General features: G+C 64.2%; 11 protein-coding genes and 3 pseudogenes. 8 read left to right on the top strand and 6 right to left on the bottom strand.

Annotated elements, in window-relative coordinates:
• Positions 1-27: 27 nt before the first annotated feature.
• Positions 28-1,113 carry a helix-turn-helix domain-containing protein gene (locus DIE22_RS16705; protein WP_124605572.1) on the bottom strand — a complete coding sequence of 362 codons (1,086 nt, stop codon included), beginning with the start codon at positions 1,111-1,113 and terminating at the stop codon, positions 28-30.
• A gap of 884 nt (positions 1,114-1,997) precedes the next feature.
• Here DIE22_RS16705 and DIE22_RS16700 point away from each other — a divergent pair.
• On the top strand, positions 1,998-2,948 hold the full coding sequence (locus tag DIE22_RS16700; protein ID WP_124497667.1) for a GlxA family transcriptional regulator: 951 nt from the start codon (positions 1,998-2,000) through the stop codon (positions 2,946-2,948).
• Between the two features lie 337 nt (positions 2,949-3,285).
• Here the strand turns inward: DIE22_RS16700 and DIE22_RS16695 are convergent.
• Positions 3,286-3,492: pseudogene (locus DIE22_RS16695) on the bottom strand (Tn3 family transposase); the annotation flags it as partial.
• 48 nt (positions 3,493-3,540) lie between these two features.
• Here DIE22_RS16695 and DIE22_RS16690 point away from each other — a divergent pair.
• Positions 3,541-4,740: pseudogene (locus DIE22_RS16690) on the top strand (IS3 family transposase).
• Between the two features lie 309 nt (positions 4,741-5,049).
• Complete coding sequence (locus tag DIE22_RS16685) at positions 5,050-6,624, top strand: hypothetical protein (RefSeq protein WP_124605571.1); 1,575 nt, start codon at positions 5,050-5,052, stop codon at positions 6,622-6,624.
• A 376-nt stretch (positions 6,625-7,000) separates the two neighbouring features.
• Here the strand turns inward: DIE22_RS16685 and DIE22_RS16680 are convergent, their stop codons facing one another.
• The 3 genes from DIE22_RS16680 to DIE22_RS16670 form a co-directional block, all read right to left on the bottom strand.
• Positions 7,001-8,941, bottom strand: a complete 1,941-nt coding sequence (locus DIE22_RS16680) for an ATP-binding protein (RefSeq protein ID WP_124605570.1) — start codon at positions 8,939-8,941, stop codon at positions 7,001-7,003.
• Between the two features lie 903 nt (positions 8,942-9,844).
• Positions 9,845-11,149, bottom strand: coding sequence for a HipA domain-containing protein (locus tag DIE22_RS16675; RefSeq protein WP_124605569.1), 1,305 nt, complete (start codon positions 11,147-11,149; stop codon positions 9,845-9,847).
• Positions 11,139-11,423, bottom strand: a complete 285-nt coding sequence (locus DIE22_RS16670; RefSeq protein ID WP_124497664.1) for a helix-turn-helix transcriptional regulator — start codon at positions 11,421-11,423, stop codon at positions 11,139-11,141. Before DIE22_RS16670 ends, DIE22_RS16675 begins: the two co-directional genes overlap by 11 nt.
• Positions 11,424-11,785: 362 nt before the next feature.
• Here DIE22_RS16670 and DIE22_RS16665 point away from each other — a divergent pair.
• Positions 11,786-12,108, top strand: a pseudogene (locus tag DIE22_RS16665) (MgtC/SapB family protein); the annotation flags it as partial.
• A 57-nt stretch (positions 12,109-12,165) separates the two neighbouring features.
• Here the strand turns inward: DIE22_RS16665 and DIE22_RS16660 are convergent.
• A complete protein-coding gene (locus tag DIE22_RS16660; protein ID WP_124605568.1) occupies positions 12,166-14,358 on the bottom strand; it encodes an ATP-binding protein in 2,193 nt (730 codons plus the stop codon).
• 377 nt (positions 14,359-14,735) lie between these two features.
• Here DIE22_RS16660 and DIE22_RS16655 point away from each other — a divergent pair, with 377 nt between their 5' ends.
• From DIE22_RS16655 to DIE22_RS16640, 4 genes are all read left to right on the top strand, one after another.
• The gene (locus tag DIE22_RS16655; RefSeq protein ID WP_124605567.1) at positions 14,736-15,662 is read left to right on the top strand and encodes a TauD/TfdA family dioxygenase; all 927 of its coding nucleotides are present in this window, start codon (positions 14,736-14,738) and stop codon (positions 15,660-15,662) included.
• Between the two features lie 48 nt (positions 15,663-15,710).
• Positions 15,711-16,766 carry an ABC transporter substrate-binding protein gene (locus DIE22_RS16650; protein WP_124605566.1) on the top strand — a complete coding sequence of 352 codons (1,056 nt, stop codon included), beginning with the start codon at positions 15,711-15,713 and terminating at the stop codon, positions 16,764-16,766.
• A gap of 124 nt (positions 16,767-16,890) precedes the next feature.
• Positions 16,891-17,844 (top strand): ABC transporter ATP-binding protein, encoded by a 954-nt coding sequence (locus tag DIE22_RS16645; protein WP_260426690.1) that lies wholly within the window; start codon positions 16,891-16,893, stop codon positions 17,842-17,844.
• Complete coding sequence (locus tag DIE22_RS16640; RefSeq protein ID WP_124605564.1) at positions 17,841-18,728, top strand: ABC transporter permease; 888 nt, start codon at positions 17,841-17,843, stop codon at positions 18,726-18,728. The genes DIE22_RS16645 and DIE22_RS16640 overlap by 4 nt, the downstream gene beginning before the upstream one ends.
• Positions 18,729-18,833 lie beyond the last annotated feature (105 nt).

The raw sequence follows: 18,833 nt of genomic DNA, 5'->3' as shown, positions 1-18,833 counted from the left end.
CCGACCCTATTTATTCGATCACTGCCCCTATGTGAAGCGCGCCCGTTTTGTACTTCCGCGCTGGAGCAACGGTGCGTACTCGTGCAATTCTCGTGGCGCGATGTCGAAGGCGCGACGAAATGCGCGCGTAAAGCTCGACGCATCATTGAAACCCAACCCCGAGGCTACGTCCTGTACCTCCATATGCGGAAAGCGCACCAGCTCATCGGCCGCCATTCTCAGCCTGCGGTTGCGGATATAGGCGGCCAGGCCACCTTCATGCTCGAAGATGCGATACACGCTGGCGCGTGAGAGATGTAGCGATGCCAGCACGCTGTCGGGGGATAAATTCGGATCATGCAGATTTGTCTCTACATGCCGCCGCACCTGCCCGTAAATGGCAGCGCGTACCGCCGCGCGAGCGTTACCGGCAAGACCCGCTTGATGGCTGAAAGCTGCAACGATCAGCTCGACAGCGGTGAGAAAAGACTGATGCGCCTCCTTCTTGCCCAGGCCGACGATTTGTCTCCTGAGCGCCACCACATGCTCAATCAGTATGCGCGTGAGAGGGGTGGTGGCATGAATCCAGCGGCCATGCAGGGAGGCTGCATCAGGGAATGACCTTTCCACCAAAGCGCGCGGCACAAAAAGGAGAAGTATCCGACCATGAAAACTCCGGATTGCGCACGGCTGATCCATGTCCAGCGCGAGGATACTTGGCAATTGCGGCATGTGCGGCACGTCGGACCGTGGTTTGCCGCCCAGGAACTCGGCCGGCGGCCCTTCAAGGAATACGCTGAACGTGATGTCGCGAACGCTCTCGGTCGAAACCCGACCCAAGGATCGCACGGCCAGGTTCGGCCCGGTGCGAAAGTCGAAGATGCTCAGATTGTCGATTGTGTAACGGGACAGCGATGCATCGAACGTATCCTCGGCTTGCTTTGACGAAGGCCAAATGTCGTAGACAGGACTCATGCGCTCCTGCCAGGCCAGGAAGCTTCGACGGGCGTCGCCTTGAACGCTGAAATGGCTGTGCGCGATGCCAGGCGCGAGCGTCGGCGGCTCCGGCGGCAACAACAAGCGGCCTGGCGGTATCGCCGTGTGTAGCGGGTCGTCGTTCAATGCAGCGGTCATTGCTGATTTTCATCCGGGGTTGATCCGTCCCGCGCGGCCGAACCTTGTATTGTGGAGCCAATGGCCCGCTCAGAACGCGCTGGTGTGGCATGTCAAGCATACAGTACGTACTTTGCCGTAGCGCACCGAGGACGGCTTTCAGCCAACTCGATCGTTTCAGTACCCGGAAACTCCACGCGCTCTTGAACGGGGCGACTATCGGTGGCCGCATCACACTTCAGTTTCGGCTTGTTGGAATGACCGCAAGTCAACCGCAGCCATCCGTTGTCCGGCCGCGGTTGGCTGCAGTCAACTGCATTCCGGTCACGTGTTGGCACCCCTCGACTGTCGGAGCGACGTGCCTGACACAAGCCAAAGATAACCACATCGGCACAGCAATCGTTTGCGAATTGCGGTTCCACCGCATGCGCAAAGCCGGGCCGAATCGCTCGTTTTTCCGACAATTCGACGAGGCCAGGCCCTGCTCGGCTGAAAGTGCGGACCGCACTGTATCTGGCTGACAGCCCATTCCGCCTGGAACGGCACGACTTTCAAGATTTCGATCCAGCGTGCGTATCCGTGCCGATGATCAATGCATTCATGCCGAAGTCAGCCATGCATGGATCGGGACGTCTTTATGCACAAATTTTCGGACACGCGTGAAGTTCGTCATTTTTGAGACGGAGTGTCAAGTCGCCCCGACCGCCCCTCCTAGAATTCTCGGGGCCGTCCGTACATCGATGCTTGCCCGTTTCAGGCGGCCACGGGCTGTTCGATTCTGCCACTCGATCGTGGCCGAGGGTCGCCCGGATAGCTTGCGTCAACGGGTTCGAGTTGCAGAACCCGGAGCGGACCTCTTCCGGTCGACGACATACTTGGGAATAACCGTGGAATTAGAGCATGCCATGCTGACCTGCTCGCGGAAGCCCGCTGCACGGGCACCGACGCGAGTTGACATTGCGCTATCCAATGGATTTGCGCTGCACGATGTCGCGGCGATCATCGAGATTTTTCATAAGGCAAGTGCGCTGACTGCATCTCGTCCTTCCGGCGAGGCGCACTACGACGTAGCGTTGGTCTCCGCCGCTGGCGGCCGCATTGCCACCTCTTCGTTGGTTTTCGTCTGGACGGAAAGGATCGATTCGCGGCGGCGCGTGGACGGCAAGCACATCGTGTTCGTCGCCGGCGGAGCAGCCGCTCATCTGGCTTGTCAGGACAAGCGGCTGATCGATTGGCTGCGCCGCAAGCATCCGTTTTGCGAAGGCGTTTATCCGATCGCCGAAGGAAGGCATCTTCTGGATGCGGCAGGTCTTTCGAGCGAATTTCGTGCCGCCAACGAATCTCCAAGCATATACGCTATCGGGTCGCCGAGCGACGAGCCTGATGCCGTTCGCATGGCGTTGCGAATTGTCGAAGACGACTTGGGTGAAGTCCTCGCGAGGCGTGTGTCCGGATCTCTGGCGGCACCGGCGCCTACACCGTTCGGTTTGCCCGTTGCGGCGAGCATGGCGTCACGCGTGAGCGAGCAGATCACGGCATCCGCGCGCTGGTTGGAGGCGAACGTCGACCGGCCTGTCTCGATCGACGACGCGGCACAAGTTGCGGCCATGAGCGAGCGCAATTTCCTGAGAAGGTTCAAGAGCGAGATCGGCATGACGCCATCCGACTATCTGCTGCGCGCGCGCCTGAACATGAGTTGCAAGATGCTGGTGGAATCGAGTTTGCCTGTCGACAAGGTCGCGCGTCGCTGTGGCATCAACAGTGGCGCGCAACTGGCGAGGCTGTTCCGGAAATACCTGTCGACAACGCCGACCGAATACCGCGCGCGTACCGAAGCGACCACTAGCATCGCGTGAGCCAATCGTTCAATCCCGGCCGTCAAAATCCATGACGGCACATTTTCCGATCAGCGAGTTCCGCATAATGATAGTGCTATTGTGATAAGAATACTTATCTCAATCTGTCGATATATTGCAGTTTCATCGAGATTTTTCAGCACGCGGATTGCCTGGCGCTGCGCGAATCAGAACGCGAACGCGTGGGGGTAGCGCACGCTCATTTTTTGCGGGTAACGCCGGCACGCGACGGATCAAGGCTCGATTTGATCCGGGCGGGGATGAGGTCGCTGCGCGGGCGTGTTTGCCGACGTGCGAGCGAATAGGGGTGCCCTCAAGAAACGGATTTTTTCGTACGCTAAGACGGCCCAGTCGATTTTCTGACGCGCAGCGGCCGGAATCGCCCTTTGGCGACGCGATTGTTGGCGTGCCACACGTAGTCGCCGGTGAGGTTAATGTGATTCCAGCCGAGCGGCGCGACGTGCGAGATCAGGCTGTCGTCGATTTCGCGCTGCTGCCGTAGGGCGGCAATCGATCGCTCCAGGTACACCGTGTTCCACTGAACCTGCCACGATTTCACGTACAGCAAGAAGTCTGATAACTTTTTGACTGTATGGAGAACAGGATGGCAGAGAAAGTGGTGTCGAGAAGGCAATACACGCAGGAGTTCAAGTTGGAGGCGGTGTCGCTTGTCGGAGAGCGTCGGTCGGCATGAGGCCGCTCGCAGGCTGGGCGTGCCGTTGGCGACGTTGGGGAACTGGTGCCGCGACCAGCGCAAAGGTGATGCTGAAGTGGCGACGGGGCCGTCACCCAGCACGCCGAGTTCCAGTCGTCGCCCGGTCAGCGATCTGGAGGCCGAGAACAGTCGTCTACGCAAGGAGTTGGCCAGCGCGAAGCTCGACATCGAAATCCTCCGAAAGGCAACGGCGTACTTCGCGAAGGGCTCGCGGTGAAGTACGCCTGGATCGACGCACACCGCGACCAGTACAGCGTGAGCCGGCTGTGCCGGATGTTGGTCGTCTCGCGCAGCGGGTATTGCCAGTGGCGGGCTCGCCCGCCCAGCGCCAGGGCGCAGGCCAACGAGGCGCTGGACGTCGAAGTGGCGGCCATCTACCGAGCCAGTCGCGGCAGCTATGGCCGCCTCCGTATCGTGCGGCAATTGCGCGCCCAAGGCCGTCCGGTGAGCGCTGAGCGTGTTCGACGTAGTTTGCAGCGCCAAGGCCTGCGCCCGGTCTACAAGCGAGCGTATCGCGTCACGACGGACTCGACACATAGCCTACCAGTGGCACCAAATCTGCTTGATCGTCGCTTCGATGGCTGGCAACCAAATCAGGCATGGGTGAGTGACATCACGTTCATCGCCACCGACGAAGGCTGGCTGTTTCTCGCGGCGATCCTCGATCTGGCAAGCCGGCGTATCGTCGGCTGGTCGATGTCGGAGCGGATCAACGCGGATCTGGTCTGCCAAGCATTACGCAGTGCATACTGGCAACGCAAACCCGGGTCCGGATTACTGCTGCATTCGGATAGAGGTAGTCAATATGCCAGCTGGGCGTATCGCGATCTGGCCGCCGAATTCGGCATGACGGTGTCGATGAGCCGGCGTGCAAACGCGTGGGACAACGCGCCGATGGAGAGCTTCTTTAAAACCCTGAAGGTCGAACGCATTTACCAAACGCGCTACGAAACCCGCGCTCAGGCTCGCCTGGACATCGTCGACTGGATCGAGGGCTATTACAATCGACAGCGCATGCACACGTCGATCGACTACTGCACTCCCGTCGAATACGAAACCCTACGCGCTGCTGCATGACATGCTGTATGTGAAAACAAGGCAGGGTCACTTCGCTTTCTGGATTCTAGATGCGCATTCGAAGGAAAAGTGCCTAGCCCCGCATGCTAAAAAAGGCGGAGTCATGAGCCAAGATGGATAACCGACCTCAACAGGATGCGACGCTGCAGAGACTGATGTGAACCGTCAGGTTCTCCTGAGGGGGAGCAGGGTTGCCCGAGGCTCAATGCCTGCTTCGGCCCGTCGTTAGCCGCGGGCAAGTCGCCATCGTTACATCACAACTATGCTGCCGCATACACACGAATCATGGTTTCTATATCGAAATCGCCCTTGACGTCGGCATCCTTCGATGCCGATCAGGCATCGACACTCCACGAATCCGGCAAGCTGCCCGCCGCGCCGGCGACCGTCAGGGGCGACACGTTTCTCGGACTACCACGTCGTGCGACGCGGTCCAGCAACGAGGAATGTCCCGGCAGCGGCAAAAGCCGGATCCGCCTGTCCGACAGCATCGTGCGCCGCGGCGACGGTCCAGTACAACGGCAACCGAACGGCGCGCCTTATGACGTGATCCGCTACCGCGAGCCGGGCAGCGGCGTGACCGCTGAACTGACCGGCATCAAGACCGCCAACGGCGGTTTCGACGTCAAGAATCAAGAAACGAACGAAACCATAGCGCATCTCGCGATCGTCGATTCGAGCCAGCCCGATGGCACGGCTGGCTCGCGCGTCGGCGTCGATCCCGAACACGCGAAACTCCCGGGCGGCATGCAGGGCGGGCGCAGCGGCAGTTCCTACCCGTATTCGCCGCATGCTATGCAGACGCCCGGCGCCGGTCCCTCGTCCGCAGCAAGCCACGCCGCGTTTCCGACGACGGCACCCACGGCGGCACCGTCGTTACCGTGGGTGGTCGGTAACCAGCAGCTTGCCGCGCACATTCCACCGATCACGGCGACGAATCTGTCTCAGCTCGACCGGAGCCAGTTGCGCATCGCGCTACGCGCCGGACATTACCAGACCAGCAACGTGTCGTCGTACACCCACTCCAACGGCTCGGTCACCCATCAGTTCACGGTGTCCGTGAACCCGGCGACGCGGCCGCTGTCGGTACGCGCCACCGTCAGTGGCGGCGTGCTCCAGGAAATCCGGCTGAATCCGCCGAGCCGGAGCTTCCGGTTCGGCGCGTCACCTCAGACGACCCACGCGGTTCCGGCGCACTTGCCGCCGGCAATGCAAATGCAGCCGGCCGCTCACGCCATGCATGCCTCGCCTCCGTTGCCCGCCAATTTCACGCTCAGCAACACCGCGAACAGTGCTGAAGTCAACGAGATCATGCCGGGGCTGGCGTTGGCATTCCAGCAGTTCCTGCCGCCACCGATGAATCGCGTGCACATCAACGTGACACCGAGAACGGGCGAGAATCAGGATCACGGCTTCACGACCTACCGCGCGCAACAGGCTACTGCAGCGGTCACGGTCGCCGCGGAAATGCCGGGTCTCCACGACGCGAGCCCGGCAGCCAGAGCGGAACGACAAGGCAGGCTCGCGGCCACGATGACGCACGAGGTTTTTCTTCATGCACGGCCATTTCTCGACGATCACGCACGATTCCTCCAGGGCCTGCCGCCGTGGCAACTGGACGAAACGCAGATGCATCAGGTGATGTTCGATCCGCCGAACAACAACAATGCGTTCCTGCATGCCATCCGCGCCGTGCTGCCGCACCTGCCGAACAACGCAGTCAGGTCCGCGTTCCTGAGAGAGTACGCGACGGATGTCAACAACCACATCATCTACGAGTCGCAGGACGAGCGGCTCTCAGAGCGAGCATTCGTCTGGCACGAGAATCGTGAAGCGATGTGCAACAACATCAACCATCCGTTCTGGCGCGGCACGTCGAACTGATCCGAATTACGCCGCGTTGCGCCCCAGAGGACGCTCAAGTCGGTTGGCTGTTCCGTTGCTCCCTACCCCTCCAAGCTCACCTAGCTTCGACCATGGTTGCCGCCTAACGTACGTAAAAATCCGTTTCTTGAGGGCACCCCGAATAGCCCGTAGTCCGTGGTCGAGGAAGCGGGGCGCGAAATCGTGCGCACGACAGTCGATGCCGTCGTGGCGGCGGGCGGCAATATCCGGTCGCCGCAGCCACGAACACCCTCGAGACATCGGCGGGGCGGCTCACCCAATCCTTCAGCGCCACTACCGGCGCTACATACCGGACCTGGTTGGCTCAGGCTTCGATGACCGGGACGTCAAGCGCGTAGCGAGGCAAGGATCGTGCTCATCGAGCATCAGGCGGCAACGTCCGCGGCGAAGTGATCGGCAACGTCAAGATGAATGTGCAGCCTTTACCCGGGCGAGTGTGCAACTCGATGCTACCGCCATATCGCTTGGCAATCGTCTTCACAAAAGCCAGCCCGAGGCCCGTGCCGGGCGGGCAACGAGAAGGCCCCGCCTGAAAGCGTTGAAAGGGTTCGAACAGACGTTGCCGAGCTTCAGCAGAAATGCCGGGGCCATGGTCGGAGACCGTAATGGCATAGCCGTGTTCAACGCAGGACAGACGTACCGTTACCGTGGCGTTCCGTGGACTGAATTTGATCGCGTTACTGACGAGATTGACGACCGCACGTACCAACAGGAAGGGCTCCACATGTGCGACGCAGACATCGTCCCCGATGTTCACGTCGAGCCGGATGCTTCGCGCTTGAGCCAATGCCCACAATTCGTCTGTCGCATCGAGCACCACGCTGCCGATATCCGTTTCCGCCAGGGACCAGGTCGGCGCCTCGGCGCGCGCCAGCAGAACGAAGTCGTCGGCCAACGCCAGCGTTCGGTGCGCATACATGGCAATTCGATCGAGCAGGCTCGGTGTGGCGGTGTGTTGTTCGGCGGTTCGATGAAGATCGATCAACGCAAGGATCGACGCTTGAGGCGAGCGCATGTCGTGGGAAATGAAGTGCAGCCATGCCTCTCGACGACGCTCCGCCAAACGCATCTCGGTCACGTCGAGCACGAACCCGATCGTTCGTTTGGTGACTCCGCTTTCATTCTGCGGATAGACCGTGGACTGAACCCACCGGATTTCACCATTGGGCTGAACAACGCGATACTCGAACCGATCATCCCCGCCGGATGAAATGAACGCTTTCGCAGTCTGCGTGACTTGAATGACCCTGTCGACGTCGTCCGGATGAATAAAGGGGCGAAACTCGTCAATCGAGGTAATCGGATTGCCCGGAGCACGCCCCATGATTCGATACCAGTTCTCGTCGCATTGCAGTGTGTCCGACGCGATGTCGTAGTCCCAGATTCCCAGTCCTCCGACGCGGGTCGCGATAGCGAGCCGCTCCTCATTACGCCGGAGCAGATCGAGCGCGAGGCGCTCGCGCGTGACATCTCTCGACACACATAGAATGGCAGTCGTCTTGCCGTCGGCGTCCAATATTGGCGTCAGCATATTGTCCCAATATTGAATATCGCGTCCCGGGAGCTCGCTTCGCCCAGAAAATCTGCCGAAGACACCGCTCCTGGCGGAATCCAGTGCGCTATTTCCCTCGGGCCAGACGTCTTCGGGTAACAACGGCAGCCACGGCATACCGAATCCAGCGTCTTCATCGACGCCTAATGCCAGGCATCCGGAGCGATTCATGTGCAGCAAATTTCCTGCTGGCGAAATCAGTTTGATGCAATCTATGCTGACATTGAGCATGTCTGATTGTATCGACGCGCGATTCTTCAGTTCGCCTTCCTTGACCTTGAGGTCATGGATGTTCGTACACGTGCAAAGCCACCCGGCGCCAACACGATGAAGATTGACGATGAACCATTGGTCGATGCCGCGGGAACCCACCAGTCGGCACTCCAGCGCCATATGGTCCGAGTCCGGGTGTGCGGCGCGCAGTGCGGATAGAGCAGTGTATCGGTGCTGTGCCTGGATCAACTCTATCCATTGGACGCGATGCAGGGTGCCGATGGGGCGATCCGCGTAGACCAGCCATGCGTCGTTGATGCTTACGACTTCCCCGTTCCCGTCGAAATAGCATGCTGGCGTCTGAAGAACATCGATCAGGCTGATGATCTCGAGCCCGTCTGGGCTTGCGAGGCGAGGTTTGTCTGACGAAACAGCCGAGGATCCTGTTTTCGAACGCTTGGGAGCTGCAAGATCCGGGGCGACTGTACTGCATGCGGCGTGGTTTTCATTTTCAAAACGAAATTCGTTCATTTCAATTGCATCCCATGCGCCGCCGACACGTTTCGAGAATGTCAGATATCGAACAAGGCATCAATGGATGGAAAGCACTATGGACTGCATAGTAATAATTCATATTGCAATTTGCGTGTCGGTTCCAGGTGAGGATGCGGAGATCGTGAAGCTGAATGGGTTGATTGCGTCATTAAATTACTGTAATGGCGGTCGATTTGTTCAAATTAAATTCTGTCGATGTTTAATCGGGCGTGCGGGCGAACGTCTACAAGAATGCTCACCTCGCTTTCGAGCGTCGACCGGAGAGGGTTCGGGAGATCACTGCATTCGGTTCGGGTGTGCCGCAGGCAGTGGATCCCGGGATGACGGCACTGGCCGGTCAGCATCGTTCGCTCAAGTGCGATCGATCACGATACGGCCGGACTGATATCGGGACGGCGACAAGCACGTTACGCCTACCGCTCAGATTCTGGTACGCGCCGAATGACCTTGGCCACCACTGTGCGTTCACATTCGGGCGTCGACCGGGCCGCTTGCTGCGCGGAAACGTTCGCGGCAGTCGCAGTGTGGGCGATGCTCGCGAGCACGACAGGAATGGCAGGCGTGGAGGAAAATCTAATTCATTTGGATTCCTTGGATATGGGAATCAATCCAGGCATGGTATTGAAAATTTAAAACAAAATAAATCCGACATTATTATGTCATCGGCCGATCCCCCTCGCGGCTCGCGGCGCGCGGCGTTGCCGGGTTCCCGCGCGTCGACGTGACCGGTACCTGCACCGCGCGCGATATTGATACAGTGGGCGCCGCGCGAGCGACGGCAAAGCCATCTTGCCGAACCTGCCACCTTCGCCGAGCAGGTGCGGCCAGTGATCGCCGTGCGCCTCACGGCGGATGCCGCCTGTCCGCGCCCATCCCCGCTCAATCGCGCGTCCGCCGAAGCGCGCGCCCCATCTCCGCGATCGGCATCGCCGCGATCGAATGCAGCAACCGCGTCTCCCCGGCGTCCGGCCGCGCGATCTCCCGCACGTCGTCGAGCGTCTGCGCGACATGCCGATCGAGCGGCTCGAGAAAGCGCTGCAACTCGCTCGCGGCTGCCTTTTCCCTGAGCCCGAGCGCCTGACCGAACGCGATCAGCGCGTGCACGTCGATGTCCGCGAAGCGCGTCGCGGTGCCGAGCGGCATCGTCAGCTCGCAATGCGGCCAATGATCGCCGCGATGGTCGGGCCGGTGCGTCGGCGTGTGATACACGACCGTGCTGACGATGTCGTAGAACGGCGCGAGCCGGTAGCCGCGCGCGTCGACGAAGAACGACAGGTTCTTCAGGTGCGCGTCGCCATTGCCGACCACCACGTTGAACACGGTCCAGCGGAACACCGACAGGCGCGCCAGCGCGCGCGTGCTGGTGCGGTCGATCGCGCGGGCGAGCTCCTGCGCGTTCGCCCGCTGGTACTTGAAGCCGCGGTCGTAGTTGAGCAACTGCATCGCGTCGATCGTATGCACGCGCCCGGCCGGCGCCGACGCGACGTCGCGGTCGAACCGGTCGATCACGTAGCACGCGGACGGCACGCGCAGGAAGTGCACGTCGGGCACGTCGAGCCCCATTTTCTTCGCGAGCTTCATGCAGAAGAATTCGTTGATCGCCGAGTGCGGGTAGCCGGCCGCGCGCATGTCCGGCTTGAGCAGGTGCATCGACGGCTCGCTGCCGACCGGTTCGTACAGCGCGTAGTCGGGCGCGTCGCCGCGCAGCACCAGCAGCAGTTTCTGCTGCGCGCCGGCCGCCGACATGCGCTTGGGCGCGGTGGCCGTCAGCGCGCGCTCGGGCATCGCCTGGATCCGGCGCTCGAGCTCGTCGAGCGACAGCGGCTGCAGGCTGCCGGGCGCCTCCTGCTCGCCGTCGGCGAGCAGCGTCAGCGCGCCGGCCGATTCGCGCCCGAAGTACGCGAGCAGGCCCCATGCGTCGGCGGCGTCGACCTTCGCCTCGCGTGCGAGCGACGTGCGCATGCCCTCCTCGGGCAGCAGGTTGTCGAAGAACCACTGGACCGGGCGATCGGTCGACGTGTCGGTGAATGGGCCGGCGCGCAGCGCGAACGCCGGCGACAGCGGGTACGCGGCCGGGGACGCGAGCCATTGCGGGTCGTACGCGAACGACCAGATCCCTTTGTCGTCGGTCAGCGTGCCCATGCGCACGCCGTTCGCGGAGGCAATCAGCGTTCTAGCCGCCATGGCTGCTCCTGCGGCGTTGCGCGGCCTTCAGCGCGGTGGCTTCCGAAATCTCGACCGACGACTCGGCATACAGGCGCACGCCGAGTTCGCCGAGCAGCAGCATGACCTTGCCGATTTGCGCGGTCGGCTTCCCGGCTTCCACCTGGCTGATGAATTTCGGCGACAGCCCGGTCGCGTTCGCGAGCGCGTCGCGCGTGAACCCCTGCTGGAGCCGCGCCGCGCGAATGAGGTGAGCGAGCGCGCCGAGCGTGTCGACGGACTGGGACTCCGACATGACGTTCTCCGTGCTTCGTATCTGATCGGGAACAGTATTGCACAACTCGCTGGCCCGGACATCATTTCGTATCCGTTCAGGAACGGAGAGGGGATCGCGGCAATCGGCGCGCCATTTCGTACCCGATCGGGAACCGAGGCTTGCGCAATCACGGCGGATGGTCATTTCCGTATCCGATCGGATGCGGGAAGGGAGGCGACTCGGCGTCGTCGCACCGCACGCGCGAACCGGGCCCGCACCTTGCGTCCCGCCAGCGTCGTCCGCGGTCGTACCGCGACGTATCCCGCATGACGGTTTGCATGGAGGCGCGCATGGAGCCGATGCCGGTCGTACTTGAGTGGAATGCGGTCCTCGTCAGGATCGCGCTCGGGCTCGTGCTTGGACTCCTGATCGTGTGGCCGCTGCGGTTGGTCGAGCAGCGCGTGCGCAGCGCCAGGACCGCGCGGGTCACGGTCGAATACGAACCGGGCTCGACGGCGCACGACCGCCTGACGACCCGGCTGCGCGCCGCGGGCTTGGCGTGCCGGACGCGCGTTTTCGCGAAACGGCCGCGCGTGCGTTGCGTGAGGAGGAACTGTTCGTGCCGTGGCGCGAACCGGCCGACGCCGATGTGATGCTGCCCCAACTTATCCGGATCCTGGAGTCGGCCGGACTGACGTCGGTCCGCTGTTCACCGGAGAACTGAGCCGCACACAGCCGCTCGATCGTCGACCGGCTGCGTGCCCCGTTCCTCGTGCCGCGTTCAGCGTCCGGCCTCCGCACCGGTGCCATCATGCGCATCGCCGGTCGTCCCGGGCCGGCTCATCGCGAGATGCAGCGCGGCCGGGTCGACCGGCTTCACGAAATGCTGCAGAAACCCGGTGGCGAGACAGCGTTCGCGATCCGCGTTTCGGCCATAACCGGTCAGCGCGAGGAAGATGCACGGCGTGACTTCGTTGATCGCCTTCAGCCGGCGCAGCAACTCGTAGCCGTCCATCACCGGCAGCCCGATATCGAGGATCGCGACGTCGGGACGGTACGCCCGGTACGCGGCCAGCGCGGTCACCGGGTCGTGCACGACGGCGACCTCGTGGCCGGCGTCGCGCAGCCACTGCGCGAGCGTCGACGCGGCATCCTCGTTGTCGTCGACCAGCATCACCCGCCGGCCGATGCTGCCCGGCGCCATGGCGCGGATGCCCGGGGGAGGCTGCGGCGCGACCACCGCCACGGCTTTGGGCCGGTACTCGGGCAGCACGATCGTAAACGTGCTGCCGCAGCCGGGGCCGGCGCTGTCCGCGCGGACCGTGCCGCCGTGCAGGTTCACGAGGCTGCGCACGAGCGCGAGGCCGATGCCGAGGCCGCCATGCGCCTGCTTCGCTTCGCCGTCGAGCCGGTAGAACGGCTCGAAGATGCTGTCGAGGCGGTCGGGCGGAATGCCGGCGCCGTTGTCGCAGACCTCGATGGTCGCGGTACCGTCCGTGCCGTGCGTCGCGCGCACGGTGATGTCGCCGCCCGGCAGCGTGTATTTCGCCGCGTTGGTCAGCAGGTTCGCGACGACCTGCGACAGCCGCACCGGGTCGCCGTGGCAGAGCGCGTCCGGATCGGTGTCGAGATGCAGGCGATGGCGGCGCTGTTCGAGCAGCGGGCTGGCGACTTCGACCGCTCGCTCGACGATGTCCGCGAGCCTGACGGTTTCCTTCTTCAGCGTGATCTTGCCGCGCGTGATGCGCGACACGTCGAGCAGGTCGTCGATCAGCCGGACCATGTGGTCGAGCTGCCGCTGGATGATCGCGATCTCGTTCGGCGTCGCCTGGCCGTCGCGGTTGCGGATCAGTTCCAGCGCGAGCGAGATCGGCGTCAGCGGATTGCGCAGTTCGTGGCCGAGCACCGCGAGAAACTGATCCTTCGCCTGGTTCGCGTCGCGCAGTTCGCCCAGCAGCCGGTCGCGCTCGGCGTTCGCGGCGACGAGCTTCTCGCGCGCGGCGACGTGCTCGGTCACCTCGACCGCACTGACGATCACGCCGATTCCCTCCGCAAGCGGCTGCGGATTGAAATGCAGCCGGTACACGCGGGCGCCGTCCTCCGGTTCGGGACGGTCGTGGTGTTCGCCGATCGTCGTCGAACGACCCTGCGCGCGGACTGCGTCGAGCGCACGCACGATCGCGGGCGTATCGCCGCCGGGCAGCACCGCCGTCAGCGGCTGGTCGACGATGTCGGTCCGGCCGCACAGGGCGGAGAAGCGGTGATTCGCCAGCACGATCCGGTGCGCCGGGCCCGACAGCAGCGCGATCGGCAACGGCGCGTGCATCAGGACGCCGTTGCGTTGCTGTTCGGCGTCCTCGCGGCGGCGGATCTCGTCGCTCAGCGCGCGCGAGCGCTGCTGCGACAGCGCCAGCGTCAGGTGCAGCTCGTTTTCGTCGTTGCGCAGCGACGCAGCCGGCAGGATGCGGCGGTGCAGCGCGCACACGTGCCGGAACATTTCCGACTGCTCCGCGCTCGGAAACGCATCGTGCGGATAGCCGCAGTAAAGCGAGAAGCGGTATCGCTCGATCAGCTCGTTCCACAGCGCTTCCAGCCGCAGCGCCCCGGCATACCGGTACTGCGCGCACAGCAGCGCGACCATTTCGTCGAACGCGTGCACGGGCCGGCCCGCGCGGATCGCTGCGTCGACGATCGTGCCGATCGAGCGGCGAAAGCGCACGGGGTCGGGCAGGTCGCCGTCCATGAAGCTGTCGAGCAGCGCCTGCGCGCCGGACATGAAGATCCGGTCGCGGGCCGCGCCGCCGATCGACGCGCCGAACGTGCCCAGGCGTTCGTGTATCGCCGCGAGCCGGTCGGGTCGAGCGATCACGATCGCGCTGCCGCCGTCGCGCAGCGCATCGGCCGCGAACGAGGCGACTTCCGACACGAGCTGCTCGTCGGACTCGTAGAACTGGACGAAGTGATCGGCCCGCATCGGTGCCGATTCCAGCAGGGGAGAGTCAGTTTTCATCGCTCACGACCACGAGATGCCGCTGGCGGCCGGCAATTTCGTGGCGCCGCCCTATCCGGGCCGACGGAAGCAAACGGCGTACCGCGCGCGTGACGAGGCCCGGCGGCCTTGCGGCACGGCCTCGGCCCGCGCGGGCGGTGCCGGGTGATGCCGCGCTTGTAAATTCTGCAGCAACGAGGCGCGCAAGATCGTGCCGGACAACCCGCGCCGGACCGGGCAAGCCCCGCCGCCCGAGCAGCGATCCTTATCGCCGCAGCAGATAAACGTATCGGAATCGCTTCGTTGACGCCGTCCGGCGCGCGCTCGTAGATTCGCACTTTTACCGAATCAAGGGCTGTATCGTGACGACTCCCGCCATCCGCACCGCATCGACGTCCGCCGGCCACCCGCCCGCGTTCGCGCCAGACGCCGGCGCGCAGCGGTTCGACATCGTTCCGTTCGATGCGCCGCTCGGCGCCGAAGTCGTCGGGATCGACCTGTCGCAACCGCTCGGCGCCGCCGATTTCGCGCGCGTCCACCGCGCGCATCTCGACCATCACGTGCTGGTGTTTCGCGACCAGCGCATCACGCCGGACGAACACGTCGCGTTCAGCCGCCGCTTCGGCCCGCTGCAGATCCATGTGCTGCACCAGTTCGCGCTGGCCGCGCATCCGGACGTGCTGATCGTGTCGAACATCGTCGAGAACGGCAAGCCGATCGGGCTCGGCGACGCCGGCCATTTCTGGCATTCCGACCTGTCGTACAAGGAAAAGCCGAGCCTCGGCTCGCTGCTGCACGCGCAGGAGCTGCCGGCCGAGGGCGGCGACACGCTGTTCGCGAACATGCATCTCGCGTGGGACACGCTGCCCGCGCACCTGCGTCGCGCGGTCGAAGGGTTGCGCGCCGAGCATACGTATCTCGCGCGCTATGCGGAGCTGCAGGCGCGCAGCCCGTGGCGGCCGAACCTGTCCGCCGAGCAGATCGCGCAGGTCGAAGCGGTGGTGCATCCGGTCGTGCGCACGCATCCGGAAACGGGCCGCAAGGCGCTGTTCATCAGCGAGCATTTCACGACGCGCATCGTCGATCTGCCCGAAGACGAAAGCCGCGCGCTGCTCGACGAACTGTTCGCGCACAGCGTGCGTGCCGAGCATCTGTATCGGCACCACTGGCGCGCGCACGACCTCGTGTTCTGGGACAACCGCTCGCTGATGCATCTCGCGGCCGGCACGCCCGACCATCTGCGCCGCAAGCTGTACCGCACGACGATCGAAGGTGACGCGCCGTTCTGAGCGTCGCGCGTGTTCGTTCCGCTGCCCCCCATCCTGACTGGAGTTCCGATGTCGTTTCCGCTTTCGCCGGCATTGCGCCGCACGACCCTGTCCGCGCGCCGCGCGCTGGCCGCCACGCTCACCGCCGCGCTCGCATTCGCCGCTGCCGGCACGCCGCAAGCCGCGCACGCGGAAGGCAGCATCCGCATTGCCGAGCAGTTCGGCGTCGTCTACCTGATGCTGAACGTCGCGCGCGACCAGCAATTGATCGAGAAGGAAGGGCGCAAGGCCGGCCTCGACATCAAGGTCGACTGGGTGCGGCTGTCGGGCGGCGCGGCCGTCAACGACGCGCTGCTGTCGGGCGCGGTCGATATCGCCGGCGCGGGCGTCGGGCCGCTCTTGACCGTGTGGGATCGCACGCGCGGCCGGCAGAACGTGAAGGGCGTCGCGTCGCTCGGCAATTTTCCGTACTACCTCGTCAGCAGCAACCCGAACGTGAAGACGATCGCCGACCTGGGCGCGAAGGACCGCATCGCGGTGCCGGCCGTCGGCGTGTCGGTGCAGTCGCGCGTGCTGCAGTACGCGGCCGCAAAGCAGTGGGGCGACAAGCAGTTCGACAAGCTCGATCCGCTCACGCAGGCGATCCCACACCCCGATGCGACGGCCGCGATCCTCGCGAACAGCAACGTGATTACCGGCCACTTCGGCAATCCGCCGTTCCAGGAGCAGGAGCTCGCGGGCAATCCGAACGCGCACATCGTGCTGAATTCCTACGACGTGCTCGGCGGCCCGAGCTCCGCGACGGTGCTGTACGCGACCGGGAAATTCCGCGACGACAACCCGAAGACGTACCGCGCGTTCGTCGCCGCGCTCGCCGACGCCGCGCGCCAGATCGCGGCCGATCCCGAGCGCGCGGCCGACACCTATATCCGCGTGAACGGTTCGAAGATCGATCGCGCGTTGCTGCTGAAGATCCTGCGCAATCCGCAGGTGCAATTCAAGACGGCCCCGGAGAACACCCTGAAGCTCGCGCAGTTCATGTATCGCACCGGCGCGATCCGCAACGAGCCGAAGTCGTGGCGCGACTACTTCTTCGACGATCCGGCGACGGCCGGCGGCAGTTGAGCGGCGCCGCCGCGACGTCGCGATCGACGCTTATGCGTCGACGCGGTTTCGATATGCGCAATCGTTGGTTGGGGCGCGCGCCGCGCCGCCGTATGTTGACGCTTTACCCGCAAGAGTTTCGATCGTGAACGCCACTTCTCCCCGAATCGGGCTGCCGCCGTATGCGGCGCGCGGTGCCGCTGCGCCGGCCGCCCAACCCGTCACCGACGCACGCGCCGCGAGCGGGCTCACGCCGACGCCCGCGCCGCAGGCCGCACCGGCCGGCGCGCACAGCGAGCGCCTGCTGGCGATCGACCGTGTGAGCCTCGAATACCGGACCGGCGCGCGGATCGTCCGGGCGACCCATCAGGTCAGCTTCGACGTGTACGGCAGCGACCGGTTCGTGCTGCTCGGCCCGTCGGGGTGCGGCAAGTCCACGCTGCTGAAGGCAATTGCGGGCTTCATCGAGCCCGTGTCGGGTTCGATCGCGCTCGACGGCCGACCCGTGCACGGGCCGGGCCCCGACCGCATCGTCGTGTTCCAGGAGTTCGACCAGTTGCCGCCGTGGAAGACGGTGGTCGAGAATGTCGCGTTCCCGTTGCGCGCGGCCGCGAAGCTGTCGCGCGCCGAAGCACGCGAGCGCGCGCTGCACTATCTCGACAAGGTCGGGCTCGGCGCGTTCGCCGATGCGTATCCGCATACGCTGTCCGGCGGGATGAAGCAGCGCGTCGCAATCGCGCGTGCGCTGGCGATGCAGCCGCGCGTGCTGCTGATGGACGAACCGTTCGCCGCGCTCGACGCGCTCACGCGCCGCAAGATGCAGGAGGAACTGCTGCGCCTGTGGGACGAGTTCCGCTTCACGCTGCTGTTCGTCACGCATTCGATCGAGGAGGCGCTCGTGGTCGGCAACCGGATCCTGCTGCTGTCGCCGCATCCGGGCCGCGTGCGTGCGGAGCTCAACAGCCACGACCAGTCGCTCGACAGCGTCGGCAGCGGCGGCTTCCGCGACAGCGTCGCGCGCATTCATCATCTGCTGTTCGATACCGACGCAGTGAACGAAGCGCATGCCGCACCGGCCACGAAGGCCACCGCATCATGAGCACGATCGATCCGGTCCTGCCGCCGCTGCCGCCCGTTCGGGCCGAGTACGTCCGCACGCTCGACACGCCGCCCGGCGCCGAACGTGCGGCACCCGCGCCGCTGTGGCGCCGCATCGTCGGTGCGAGCGGGTTTCGCCGCGCCGTCATCGCGCTCGTGCTGATCGCCGCCTGGGAAATCATCGCGCGCATCGTCGCGAACGATCTGCTCGTGCCAACCTTCGGCGCGACGCTGGCCGCGTTCGTGCAGGGCATCGCGTCGGGCGAACTGCTGGTGAAGACGCGCATCTCGATGTCGGTGCTGCTGCGCGGCTATGCGCTCGGCGTGCTGTTCGCGTTCGTGCTGACCTCGCTCGCGGTGTCGACGCGCATCGGCCGCGACGTGCTGACGATGCTCACGTCGATGTTCAATCCGCTGCCGTCGATCGCGTTGCTGCCGATCGCGCTGCTGTGGTTCGGGCTCGGCACCGGCAGCCTGCTGTTCGTGCTCGTGCACGCGGTGCTGTGGCCGCTCGCGCTCAGCATGTACACGGGTTTCGCCGGCGTGCCGGCCACGCTGAAGATGGCCGGGCGCAACTACGGCCTCACGGGCCTGCGGCAGATCGCGCTGATCCTCGTGCCGGCCGCGCTGCCGTCGATCCTGTCGGGGCTGCGCGTCGGCTGGGCATTCGCGTGGCGCACGCTGATCGCGGCGGAACTCGTGTTCGGCGCGAGCGCGGGGCAGGGCGGGCTCGGCTGGTACATCTTCCAGAACCGCAACGAGCTGTATACCGACCGCGTGTTCGCGGGGCTCGCGGCCGTCATCGTGATCGGGCTGCTCGTCGAGCACCTCGTGTTCGATGCGCTCGAACGCGTGACGGTGCGCCGCTGGGGCATCCAGCACTGACCGGATCGATGCAAGTGCGTGCGCATTCCCGGCGCACGCATAACCAAAGCTGAAATCGGTTTTTCACGCGCGCCGGATGCGTCCCTATACTTTTCGGTGCTGCCT

Origin of the sequence: Burkholderia sp. Bp9142 (genome assembly GCF_003853415.1) — a bacterium.
GTDB lineage: Bacteria > Pseudomonadota > Gammaproteobacteria > Burkholderiales > Burkholderiaceae > Burkholderia.
Note: the sequence above shows the minus strand (reverse complement) of the source record. Positions and strands in the feature narration are given on the sequence as shown.